Source organism: Cupriavidus sp. AU9028, from assembly GCF_019795295.1.
Classification (GTDB): domain Bacteria; phylum Pseudomonadota; class Gammaproteobacteria; order Burkholderiales; family Burkholderiaceae; genus Cupriavidus.
This window is the reverse complement of record NZ_JAIMCG010000030.1, coordinates 1-11,413: the sequence shown is the minus strand read 5'-3', so window position 1 is coordinate 11,413 and position 11,413 is coordinate 1. Positions and strand designations below refer to the sequence as shown.

The window sequence follows — 11,413 nt, the reverse complement described above, 5'->3', positions numbered from 1 at the left end:
AACCCAGTGACTCTCGCCGTCGTTCCCGCGCAGGCGGGAACCCAGTGACTCTCGCCGTCGTTCCCGCGCAGGCGGGAACCCAGTGACTCTCGCCGTCGTTCCCGCGCAGGCGGGAACCCAGCGGCTTTGACGTTGGCTCCGCGGCGACCAGGAGCCGTGCCCCTACCCCCGCGCCGGCAGCAGCCCCGCCGGATCGACCGGCTTGCCGTTGCCACGCACCTCGAAGTGCAGCTCGCTGTCCGCCGCCCCCATCCGCCCGACTACCTGTCCGGCGTCCACATGCACGCCCTCCTTGATGGTCGGCTGGTCCAGATTCCCATAGACGGTCAGCCAGTCGTCGCTATGCTTGACGATCACCAGCATCCCGTAGCCGCGCAGATTGCCCACATGGATCGCCCACCCCGGCGCGGCGGCGCGCACCGTGCCACGGGCCGGCACCGCGATGCGGATGCCCTTGCTCGCCGGGGGCGCATAGGTCTGCGTGACCGCCCCGTCGGCCGGCCAGCGCAGCGCGATGCGGCTCGACGGCGGCCGGCTCGATGCCGTCGCGCTCCTTGGCGTATCGGTGACCCTGGCGGGCGAGCCGCTGCCGCTGGACGCCGACGAAGACGCCGAAGCTGCTCCGGCAGGCGGACGAATGCGCAGCAGCTGGCCCGTCTCGATCTGGTCGGCGCTGGGCAGATTGTTCCACTGTGCCAGTTGCCGCACCGAGCGGCGGTGGCGCCGGGCAATCGAATACAGCGTGTCGCCGCTGCGCACCCGATAGTAGCCCTCGGGCGCGGGCCCGCCCTCGCCCACGGTCCCGCAGCCGGCCAGCGTGGCCAGCAGGCTGCCGGCCAGCAGGGACAACGCGCGCCGGCGCGTGCCCGGGGCATCGGTGACGGAAGGAATTGACAGGGCGGGAGCTTGAAAGCGGGGCTGGATCATCGCAATTGGGTCTGAAAAGGCGGCGTACCGGTAGCGAGCCCCGGGGCATGGGACCGGCAAGGCGCAATCGTAGCAGCGAGACGTGGCGTCGACAGGGCCGGCCGTCCAGCGCGGGCCGATCATGGACAATCGGAAGCGATTCGCGCCCCTCGGACAATGTAACGGCTGACGCACCCGGTTTTGTAGACCGCACTGCTGCGCGACAGTTCGCCCGCAATTTTCGTCTTCGCCGTCGCCGCCTTCAAAACAATTTGTCGCCAGGATGCCGCTGACGCGAGCGGCGCGCCGGTCCGCGCGCCCCCTTCCGCTATAATTGGCCGTTTTACGAGCGCAAGAACATCATGGAAGCAGAACGCCTCAACGCCATCTCCGGCGCCATCTCCGATCTCCGTTCCCGGACGGAAGATCTACGGGGGTATCTTTGACTACGACGTCAAGGTAGGACGTCTGGCCGAGGTCAACGGCGAACTGGAAGACCCGGATGTCTGGAACAACCCCAAGCGGGCACAGGATCTGGGCAAGGAAAAGAAGATGCTCGAGGGCGTGGTCGACGTCCTCGGCAAGCTGACCGATGACCTGGAAAGCGCGCAGGAGCTGTTCGAGCTCGCGCGCGAGGAAGGTGACGACGAGACGCTGATCTCGATCGAGACCGACGTGCAGGGCTTCGAAGCCATCGTGGCCGACATGGAGTTCCGCCGGATGTTCGCCGGCGAACTGGACCAGGCCAACGCCTTCATCGACATCCAGGCCGGTGCCGGCGGCACCGAGGCATGCGACTGGGCGTCGATGCTGCTGCGCCAGTACCTGAAGTACTGCGAGCGCAAGGGCTTCAAGGCCGAGGTGCTGGAAGAGTCCGAAGGCGACGTGGCCGGCATCAAGAGCGCCACGATCAAGGTCGAGGGCGAGTATGCGTTCGGCTACCTGCGCACCGAGACCGGCGTGCACCGGCTGGTGCGCAAGAGCCCGTTCGATTCCTCGGGCGGCCGGCATACCTCGTTCTCGTCGGTATTCGTCTACCCCGAGGTGGACGACTCCTTCGAGGTCGAGATCAATCCTGCGGACCTGCGCGTCGACACCTACCGCGCATCGGGCGCCGGCGGCCAGCACATCAACAAGACCGATTCCGCGGTGCGTATCACCCACGTGCCCACCGGGATCGTGGTGCAGTGCCAGAACGACCGCTCGCAGCACCGCAACCGCGCCGAGGCGATGTCGATGCTGAAATCGCGCCTGTACGAGCACGAGATGCGCAAGCGGCAGGCCGAAGCGGACAAGCTGGAATCGACCAAGACCGATGTGGGCTGGGGCCACCAGATTCGCTCCTATGTGCTGGACCAGAGCCGCATCAAGGACCTGCGCACCAACGTCGAAATGTCGAACACGCAGAAGGTTCTCGATGGCGATCTGGACATGTTCATCGAGGCCAGCCTGAAGCAGGGCCTGTAACCCGCGCCGGATGTTGTTCCGCCGGCGCGGCGCCGGCACGGTGACCGCGGCCGCATCCGCGGGCTTCGACGATCTCTTCGCCAGGGCATTCCCATGACCGCAGCAGCATCGACCGCATCACCGCATCTGATCATCGTCACCGGCGCCTCGCGCGGGCTGGGCGCCGCCCTCGTGCGCGCCCTGCTGGTGCCGGGCAACCAGCTCGTCTGCGTCGCGCGCAGCCGCAATGCCGAACTCGAGCAGGAAGCCGCCGCCAGCGGCGTGCCGATTGCCTGGCATCTGCAGGACCTGTCGCAGCCCTCGCCGGCGGCAAGCTGGCTGGGCAGCGTGCTGGACGCGATCGACACGCAGCCGGCCAGCGTCACGCTGTTGCTGAACGCCGGCGTGATCGAGCCGATCTCGCCGATCGCCCAGCTGCAGGAAGCGACGCTGGTCCCGCACCTGATGACCAACCTGGTGTCGCCAATGACGATGACCGCTGCGTTCCTGACCCACAGCGAGCGCTTCGGCTGCCCCCGCAAGGTGCTGGCGATCTCCTCCGGCGCCGCGCGCCGCCCGGTCGAAGGCTGGAGCGCCTACTGCGCCGGCAAGGCGGGGCTCGACATGTTCGTGCGCTCGGTCAACGCCGAGTACGCCCAGGCACCGGCCGAGCGGTCGGTACGCGCGGTCGCCCTCGCGCCGGGCGTGGTCGACACCGGCATGCAGGCCACCATCCGGCAGGCGGAATTCGCCCAGGTCGACCGCTTCCGCGCGCTGAAGGAAAACGACCAGCTGACCAGCCCCGACGATGCCGCGCGCAAGATCGCCGCCTATCTGGCCCGGCCGGACTTTGGCGCGACCGAGCTGGACGACGTCCGCAACAGCTGATTCTCGCAACACACCTGACTTACCGGCGGACCTTCCCGTCCGCCCGATTCCCGAACCATGACCGAACCCACCCGCGCGCCGGCCGATCCGGCCTCCGTCGACGAGAACAAGATCATCGCCGAGCGGCGCGAGAAACTGCAGGCGTTGCGCCAGAACGGCGTCGCCTTCCCCAACGATTTCCGCCCCACCCATCATGCCGCGGACCTGCATGCGCGCTACGGCGACGCCGATCAGGCCGCGCTGGAAGCCAGCCCGGTCGAGGTGGCCATCGCCGGCCGCATGATGCTCAAGCGGGTGATGGGCAAGGCCAGCTTCGCCACCGTGCAGGACGGCAGCGGCCAGATCCAGTTCTACATCACGCGGGACAAGGTCGGCGAGGAAGTCTACGCCGCCTTCAAGCACTGGGACCTGGGCGACATCATCAGCGCGCGCGGCCTGCTGTTCCGCACCAACAAGGGCGAGCTGTCGGTGCAGGTGCAGGAGCTGCGGCTGCTGTCCAAGTCGCTGCGTCCGCTGCCGGACAAGTTCCACGGCCTGTCGGACCAGGAGATGAAGTATCGCCAGCGCTATGTGGACCTGATCGTCTCGCCCGAAACGCGTGCGACCTTCCGCGCCCGCACGCAGGCGATCTCGTCGCTGCGCCGCCATATGGCCGACGCCGGCTTCATGGAGGTGGAAACGCCGATGCTGCACCCGATTCCGGGCGGCGCCGCGGCCAAGCCCTTCATCACGCACCACAACGCGCTGGACATGCAGATGTTCCTGCGCATCGCGCCGGAGCTGTACCTGAAGCGGCTGATCGTCGGCGGCTTCGAGCGCGTCTTCGAGATCAACCGCAACTTCCGCAACGAGGGGGTCAGCCCGCGCCATAACCCCGAGTTCACGATGATGGAGTTCTACGCGGCCTACACGGACTACCGTTGGCTGATGGACTTCACCGAGGACCTGATCCGCCAGGCGGCGATCGATGCCAGCGGCAGCGCCACGCTGACCTATCAGGGACGCGAGCTGGATCTGTCCAGGCCCTTCCATCGCCTGACCATCACCCAGGCCATCCAGAAGTTCGCGCCGCAGTACACCGACGCGCAACTGGCGGACGCGGACTTCCTGCGCGTGGAGCTGAAGAAATTCGGCGTCAACACGTCGGCGCCGCAATTCCTGAACGCCGGCCTGGGCACCCTGCAACTGGTGCTGTTCGAGGAAACCGCGGAAAGCCAGCTGTGGGAGCCGACCTTCATCATCGACTACCCGGTGGAAGTGTCGCCGCTGGCGCGCGCCTCGGACACCGTGCCGGGCATCACCGAGCGCTTCGAGCTGTTCATCACGGGCCGCGAGATCGCCAACGGCTTCTCCGAGTTGAACGACGCCGAAGACCAGGCCGAGCGCTTCCGCAAGCAGGTCGAGCAGAAGGACGCTGGCGACGAGGAAGCGATGTATTTCGATGCGGACTACATCCGCGCGCTGGAATACGGCATGCCCCCGACGGGTGGGTGCGGCATCGGTATCGACCGGCTGGTGATGCTGCTGACCGACAGCCCCAATATCCGCGACGTGATTCTGTTCCCGCACTTGCGGCGGGAAGACTGAGCGTCAGAGTGCTCGCTCTGGAACCGGCGGAAATCCCGCCGGCTCTCCCTTGCCTACCAGCACATATAGGGATCGCAATGGAAGATCTCGGTGAGCGCCGGATCGGGATAGGCGTAAGCCGCCGAACCCGCAACCACCAGCGCAACCGCGACCGTCAGCCGCAGCACCATACGCATCGTCAAACTCCCCTGGTTCAGTGACCCGGCATGCAGCGATGCCGGACCCACGCCGGCGCGTCATCGATATCGCGCGATTGACCGCCGCCGGCGCTGCCTTATTGATATTCAGGGGATTGGCGAAAGTCAATGACCGTCGCCGTCATGCTGGAAAGCAAAACGGGCCAACACTGGCCCGTACGGCTGCGGCGGACCGCAACGCTTACTGCGCTTCCTCGATCCATGCCGCCTGGATCGCCTCCAGGATCTTCTCGCCCGAGCGCTCCGGCAGGTCCGCGAACCCATCCAGTTCCATCACCCAGCGTCGCAGATCGGTGAAGCGCACCGTCAGCGGATCCACGTCCGGATACTTGTCGTACAGCGCCGCCGCGATGTCATAGGTATCGGTCCATTTCATGGTCAGTGACCTTCCTTGGCATGGTTGATGGTGTACTTCGGAATCTGGATGGTCAGGTCCTCGTCGGCGACGATCGCCTGGCAGGACAGCCGCGAATTCGGCTCCAGGCCCCAGGCCTTGTCCAGCAGGTCCTCTTCCTTCTCTTCCGCTTCGTTCAACGAGTCGAAACCCTTGCGCACGACGACGTGGCAGGTGGTGCAGGCGCACGCCTTCTCGCAGGCGTGCTCGATTTCGATGCCGTTGCTCAGCAGCGCATCGCAGATGCTGATGCCTGCCTCGGCGTCGATGGTGGTCCCCTCCGGACAATATTCCGCGTGGGGCATGACTACGATCTTTGCCATATTGCTTCCTGATTGATCTGTTCGGCCACGCGGTTCGGTTCGCGCGGCCCCGGCTCAGCCCAGTTCCTGCACCTTGCGGCCGGCCAGCGCCTGCTTGATCGAGCGGTCCATGCGGCGGGCGGCGAACTCGTCGGTGCCGCGCGACAACGCTTCGACGGCGGCCTTGATGGCCAGATGATCCGTGCCGGCGGCCGTGGCGGCCACCGTGTCCATCAGCGCATCGACCTCGGCACGTTCCTCGGCCGACAGCAGGTCGCCATCGCGGCCCAGCGCACTGCGGGTCGCCTCCAGCAGCCGCTCCGCCTCGACGCGCTCTTCGGCCAGCGCCCGGCTCTTCATGTCGTGCTCGGCCTCGCGGAAGCTGTCCTGCAGCATCCGCGCGATGTCGTCGTCGCCCAGGCCATACGACGGCTTGACCGCGATCGACGCCTCGACGCCCGACTGCAACTCGCGCGCGGACACGGCGAGCAGCCCGTCGGCATCGACCTGGTAGGTCACGCGGATGCGCGCGGCCCCGGCCGCCATTGGCGGAATGCCACGCAGCTCGAAGCGCGCCAGCGAGCGGCAGTCGCCGGCCAGCTCGCGCTCGCCCTGCAGCACGTGGATCGCCATCGCGGTCTGGCCATCCTTGAATGTGGTGAATTCCTGGGCCCGCGCGACCGGAATGGTGCTGTTGCGCGGAATGATCTTCTCGACCAGCCCGCCCATGGTTTCCACGCCCAGCGATAGCGGAATCACGTCGAGCAGCAGCCAGTCGTCGCCCGGCGCGTTGTTGCCCGCCAGCAGATTGGCCTGCATCGCCGCGCCCAGCGCGACGACCTTGTCCGGATCGAGGTTGGTCAGCGGGGTCTGGCCAAAAAAGTCGCCCACCGCCTTGCGGATCGACGGCATCCGCGTCGCGCCGCCCACCAGCACCACGCCCTTGACGTCCTCGGCGGCAACGCCCGCGTCGCGCAGCGCCTTGCGCACCGGCGTCAGCGTCTTCTGCACCAGATGCGCGGTGATCCCGCGGAAGGTCGCCGCGGTCAACGGCAGATGGACGATCTCGCCACTGTCGAGCACCGCGTCGATCACGGTGGTATCGGCTTCGGACAGCGCTTCCTTGGCGGCGCGCGCCCGCGTCATCAGCAACCGCGTGTCCTCCGGCGACAGCGGCTGCAAGCCCGCCTGCTCGACGATCCAGCACAGCAGGCGCTGGTCGAAGTCGTCGCCGCCCAGCGCGGAATCGCCGCCGGTGGCGAGCACCTCGAACACGCCCTTGGTCAGCCGCAGCACCGAGATATCGAAGGTACCGCCGCCCAGGTCATAGACGGCGTAGACACCCTCGGCGGCGTTGTCCAGGCCATAGGCGATCGCCGCGGCGGTCGGCTCGTTCAGCAGCCGCAGCACCTCCAGACCGGCCAGCTTCGCCGCATCCTTGGTGGCCTGCCGCTGCGCGTCGTCGAAGTACGCCGGCACCGTGATCACCGCGCCGACGAGGTCGTCGCCCAGCGCGTCCTCGGCCCGCTGGCGCAGCGTCGCCAGGATTTCGGCGGAGACCTCGACCGGGCTCTTCACGCCGGCCACCGTCTTGATCTGCACCATGCCCGGCGCCTCGACGAAGTCGTACGGGCTGTGCTCGACATTGGCGATGTCGTGCAGGCCGCGGCCCATGAACCGCTTGACCGAGACGATGGTGTTCTTGGGATCGCGCACCGCTTCTTCCTGCGCCCGGTAGCCGATATGGGTGGTGCGGTCCGGCAGGTAACGCACCACGGACGGCAACAGCGCGCGGCCGCTGTCGTCGGTCAGCACCTCCGGAATGCTGCTGCGCACGGCCGCCACCAGCGAATTGGTGGTGCCAAGGTCGATGCCAACCGCCAGGCGCCGCTGATGCGGTGCCGGCGACATGCCGGGTTCGGAAATCTGAAGCAGTGCCATATCAGTCTTTGTAATGCAAAAGCCCCTTGGGGCTCCGCCGGGGGCGCCATTGTGGCACGGTCCCGGCTTCGTTGCGCGCCCGTCCTCAGCCTTCCAGACGGTCGATTGCCTCGGCAGCGTCGCGCGAAATCTTGTCGACGAACATCAGCTGCCGCACCGCCGCCGCGGCGGCGTCGTTGCCCGCGGCGTCCTGCGCGTCGAGCAGGCTGCCCAGCGCCTGCTCGCGCTGCGTCTTCTCGCGCCGCAGCGCCTTCAACAGCTGGTCCAGCGCCTCGGTATCGCGCGCCTGCACGGCCTCCTGCAGCGCCTCGCGCCACTCCATCTGCTGCATCAGGAAGGCCGGTGCCATCGCCGTATTGCTCTCGGCCTGCACGTCGACGCCGCGCAGCGCCAGCAGATAGATGGCGCGCTTGAGCGGATCGCGCAACGTCCGGTAGCCCTCGTTGGCATGGGTGGCCCACTGCATCGCCACCCGGCGCTCGGCGTCGCTCGCATTGGCGAAGCGGTCCGGGTGCGCCTGTGTCTGCACGGTGCGATAGGCTGCCTCGAGCGCCGGCTCGTCCACGGCGAAGCGGGCGGGCAAGCCGAACAATGCGAAAAAGTCGTCTTTCAAATCAGGTCCTGCTCAAATGCGGCCGCGCTGCGCGTGCGCAATCGCGAGCCGCCGAATGAACGAAGCCCGCCTCCGCCTGTGGCGGCCAGCGGGCTCCAGAGCATCCGGGCCGGTCAGCGCAACGGCGGCGCGTGCACGGTCCGGCCGTCCGGGATCAGACCCGGAACGATTCGCCGCAGCCGCACTCGTCCTTGACGTTGGGGTTGTTGAAGCGGAACCCCTCGTTCAGGCCTTCGCGCGCGAAGTCCAGCTCCGTGCCGTCGATATACGGCAGGCTCTTCGGATCGACCACGACCTTGACGCCGTGCGACTCGAAGACCTGGTCTTCGGGGTGCAGTTCGTCCACATACTCGAGCTTGTAGGCGAGCCCGGAACAGCCCGTCGTCTTGACGCCAAGACGCAGGCCGATGCCCTTGCCGCGGCGATCGAGATAACGCGAGACGTGCTTGGCGGCCTTCTCAGTCAGCGTGATCATCGCTACCAGTTCCTTCGTTGGTCAGGCGGCGGCCTGTGCGCCCGCGCCTTCGTGCTTCTTCTTGTAGTCCTCGACCGCCGCCTTGATGGCGTCCTCGGCGAGGATCGAGCAGTGGATCTTGACCGGCGGCAGCGCCAGTTCTTCGGCGATCTGGGTGTTCTTGATCTCCAGCGCCTGATCCACGGTCTTGCCCTTGACCCATTCGGTCACCAGCGACGACGACGCGATGGCTGAACCGCAGCCGTAGGTCTTGAACTTCGCGTCTTCGATCACGCCCTGCTCGTTGACCTTGATCTGCAGCTTCATCACGTCGCCGCAGGCGGGCGCACCCACCATGCCAGTACCGACAGCGTCGTCGTTCTTGTCGAACGAGCCGACATTGCGGGGGTTTTCGTAGTGGTCGAGTACCTTGGTGCTGTAAGACATGTTGGCTACCTCTGCTATCTATTCTGGTGTGTGGGGTGGTCCGTCCAGCGCGGCGCGCTCAGTGCGCCGCCCACTGGATCGAGTTCAGATCGACGCCGTCCTTGTACATCTCCCACAGCGGAGACAGGTCGCGCAGCTTGCCGATCTTGCTCTTCAACAGTTGGACCGTGTAATCGATGTCCTGTTCGGTGGTGAAGCGGCCGACCGTGAAACGGATCGAGCTGTGAGCCAGCTCGTCGTTGCGGCCCAGCGCGCGCAGCACGTAGGACGGCTCCAGCGACGCCGAGGTGCAGGCCGAGCCGGACGACACCGCCACGTCCTTGATCGCCATGATCAGCGACTCGCCTTCGACGAAGTTGAAGCTGACGTTCAGGTTGTGCGGCACGCGGTGCTCGTAGTCACCGTTCAGGTACACCTCTTCCATGTCCGACAGGCCGGCCCACAGGCGGTCGCGCAGCATGCGGATGCGCTCGTTCTCGGTCGCCATTTCCTCGCGCGCGATGCGGAACGCCTCGCCCATGCCGACGATCTGGTGCGTCGCCAGCGTGCCCGAGCGCATGCCGCGCTCGTGGCCGCCGCCGTGCATCTGCGCTTCGATGCGCACGCGCGGCTTGCGGCGGACATACAGCGCGCCGACGCCCTTCGGACCGTAGGTCTTGTGGGCCGAGAAGGACATCAGGTCGACCTTCAGCTTCGCCAGGTCGATCTCGACCTTGCCGGTGGCCTGCGCCGCGTCGCAGTGGAAGATGATGCCGCGCTCGCGGCAGATCTCGCCGATCTGCGCGATGTCCTGGATCACGCCGATCTCGTTGTTGACCAGCATCACCGAGACCAGGATGGTGTCCGGGCGGATCGCCTGCTTGAACACCTCCATGTCGATCAGGCCGTTCTCCATCACGTCCAGATACGTGACTTCAAACCCCTGGCGCTCCAGCTCCCGCGTGGTGTCCAGCACCGCCTTGTGCTCGGTCTTGACCGTGATCAGGTGCTTGCCCTTGCCCGCGTAGAAGTTCGCGGCGCCCTTGATGGCCAGGTTGTTGGACTCGGTCGCGCCGGAGGTCCAGACGATTTCGCGCGGATCGGCATTGACCAGCGCCGCCACCTGCTCGCGCGCCTCTTCGACCGCCCGCTCCGCTTCCCAGCCGTAGGCGTGGCTACGCGAGGCCGGGTTGCCAAACTGTTCGCGCAGGTAGGGGATCATCTTGTCCGCCACGCGCGGGTCCACCGGCGTCGTCGCCGAGTAGTCCATGTAGATCGGGAAATGTGGGGTGCTCATCGTTATGACTGCCTTTTTTATCACTGCTCTGGAAGACCTGCCTTCTGCCCGCCGATGCGGCCGACGGGGCTCAGGACTGGGCCAGACTGAATACCGAATTGACCATCCGCGGCGGCGCCTTGTCCGCCTTGCCCGGCTGCGGCCTGGACGGGGCGGCGGCACGTGTCGCCGACTCTTCCCGCATGTCATGCAGCACGCCGGGTTGCCGGCTGCGCTGCTGCTCGACCAGGTCCTTCAGCGACACCGAGTCCAGGTACTCGACCATCTTCTGGTTCAGCGTCGCCCACAGCTCGTGGGTCATGCAGCGGCCGGTATTCTCGTCGCCGTTGCAATTGCCCTTGCCGCCGCACTGCGTCGCGTCCAGCGGTTCGTCCACGGCGATGATGATGTCGGCGACGGTCACGTCCTCGGACTTGCGCGCCAGGCTGTAACCGCCGCCCGGACCGCGCACGCTCTCGACGATCTGGTGGCGGCGCAGCTTGGCGAACAGCTGCTCCAGATAGGACAGGGAGATCTTCTGCCGCTGGCTGATGCCGGCCAGTGTCACCGGCCCCTGATCCTGGCGCATGGCCAGATCGATCATGGCGGTCACTGCGAAGCGGCCCTTGGTCGTCAATCTCATGTTGCGGGGTAATACCTGATGAATTTCGTCAAGTATAAGATTGTTGACTAATTCAGTCAACTACCCCTGCCGGCAAAAGGGGCGTTGGGAGCGCTTTCTATGGGAGGAAGGCCGGTGGAGCACTGCCCTCTCCCCCGGCCCCTCTCCCGCAGGCGGGCGAGGGGAGCAAACCGCAGCGTATCGTCTGCCCCACGGTGTTCCCCCTCTCCCGCCTGCGGGAGAGGGCCGGGGAGAGCAACCGTCTTGCCGGTCAAGCGGAAAGAGCAGGATTCCAGGGGCAACGGTGCTTGGCCATGGCGTTGAGCATGCCAAGGACTTTTCGCATGGCTGCCACCAACGC

Annotated in this window: 13 protein-coding genes; 3 read left to right on the top strand and 10 right to left on the bottom strand. The window is 66.5% G+C overall.

What is annotated here, in order from left to right; all coding sequences use genetic code 11:
• Window positions 1-162: 162 nt before the first annotated feature.
• A complete protein-coding gene (locus K6V06_RS20475; protein WP_222245974.1) occupies window positions 163-927 on the bottom strand; it encodes a M23 family metallopeptidase in 765 nt (254 codons plus the stop codon).
• A gap of 341 nt (window positions 928-1,268) precedes the next feature.
• On the opposite strand from K6V06_RS20475, the gene prfB reads away from it, so the two are divergent.
• From prfB to lysS, 3 genes are all read left to right on the top strand, one after another.
• Window positions 1,269-2,373, top strand: a protein-coding gene (gene prfB / locus K6V06_RS20470) for a peptide chain release factor 2 (RefSeq protein WP_222245973.1) whose coding sequence is annotated in 2 segments (ribosomal slippage) — window positions 1,269-1,349 and window positions 1,351-2,373 — 1,104 coding nt in all. Because the reading frame shifts where the segments join, the coding sequence is not laid out codon by codon here.
• A 93-nt stretch (window positions 2,374-2,466) separates the two neighbouring features.
• Window positions 2,467-3,240: an SDR family oxidoreductase gene (locus K6V06_RS20465; protein ID WP_222245972.1), complete on the top strand. Its 774-nt coding sequence runs from the start codon at window positions 2,467-2,469 to the stop codon at window positions 3,238-3,240.
• 57 nt (window positions 3,241-3,297) lie between these two features.
• Window positions 3,298-4,827: a lysine--tRNA ligase gene (lysS, locus tag K6V06_RS20460; protein ID WP_222245971.1), complete on the top strand. Its 1,530-nt coding sequence runs from the start codon at window positions 3,298-3,300 to the stop codon at window positions 4,825-4,827.
• 53 nt (window positions 4,828-4,880) lie between these two features.
• On the opposite strand, the gene K6V06_RS20830 is transcribed toward lysS, so the two are convergent.
• From K6V06_RS20830 to iscR, 9 genes are all read right to left on the bottom strand, one after another.
• The gene (locus tag K6V06_RS20830; RefSeq protein ID WP_255581999.1) at window positions 4,881-5,003 is read right to left on the bottom strand and encodes a hypothetical protein; all 123 of its coding nucleotides are present in this window, start codon (window positions 5,001-5,003) and stop codon (window positions 4,881-4,883) included.
• A 202-nt stretch (window positions 5,004-5,205) separates the two neighbouring features.
• Window positions 5,206-5,400: a Fe-S cluster assembly protein IscX gene (iscX, locus tag K6V06_RS20455; protein WP_222245970.1), complete on the bottom strand. Its 195-nt coding sequence runs from the start codon at window positions 5,398-5,400 to the stop codon at window positions 5,206-5,208.
• Between the two features lie 2 nt (window positions 5,401-5,402).
• Window positions 5,403-5,741: an ISC system 2Fe-2S type ferredoxin gene (gene fdx / locus K6V06_RS20450; RefSeq protein ID WP_222245969.1), complete on the bottom strand. Its 339-nt coding sequence runs from the start codon at window positions 5,739-5,741 to the stop codon at window positions 5,403-5,405.
• Window positions 5,742-5,795: 54 nt separating this feature from the next.
• On the bottom strand, window positions 5,796-7,661 hold the full coding sequence (hscA, locus tag K6V06_RS20445; protein ID WP_222245968.1) for a Fe-S protein assembly chaperone HscA: 1,866 nt from the start codon (window positions 7,659-7,661) through the stop codon (window positions 5,796-5,798).
• A gap of 85 nt (window positions 7,662-7,746) precedes the next feature.
• On the bottom strand, window positions 7,747-8,274 hold the full coding sequence (gene hscB / locus K6V06_RS20440) for a Fe-S protein assembly co-chaperone HscB (protein WP_222245967.1): 528 nt from the start codon (window positions 8,272-8,274) through the stop codon (window positions 7,747-7,749).
• A gap of 154 nt (window positions 8,275-8,428) precedes the next feature.
• The gene (gene iscA, locus K6V06_RS20435) at window positions 8,429-8,749 is read right to left on the bottom strand and encodes an iron-sulfur cluster assembly protein IscA (protein WP_174105833.1); all 321 of its coding nucleotides are present in this window, start codon (window positions 8,747-8,749) and stop codon (window positions 8,429-8,431) included.
• 21 nt (window positions 8,750-8,770) lie between these two features.
• Window positions 8,771-9,175 carry a Fe-S cluster assembly scaffold IscU gene (gene iscU / locus K6V06_RS20430; protein WP_222245966.1) on the bottom strand — a complete coding sequence of 135 codons (405 nt, stop codon included), beginning with the start codon at window positions 9,173-9,175 and terminating at the stop codon, window positions 8,771-8,773.
• A 58-nt stretch (window positions 9,176-9,233) separates the two neighbouring features.
• Window positions 9,234-10,457 carry an IscS subfamily cysteine desulfurase gene (locus K6V06_RS20425; RefSeq protein WP_370637526.1) on the bottom strand — a complete coding sequence of 408 codons (1,224 nt, stop codon included), beginning with the start codon at window positions 10,455-10,457 and terminating at the stop codon, window positions 9,234-9,236.
• Between the two features lie 64 nt (window positions 10,458-10,521).
• Window positions 10,522-11,073 carry a Fe-S cluster assembly transcriptional regulator IscR gene (gene iscR, locus K6V06_RS20420; protein ID WP_222245964.1) on the bottom strand — a complete coding sequence of 184 codons (552 nt, stop codon included), beginning with the start codon at window positions 11,071-11,073 and terminating at the stop codon, window positions 10,522-10,524.
• Window positions 11,074-11,413 lie beyond the last annotated feature (340 nt).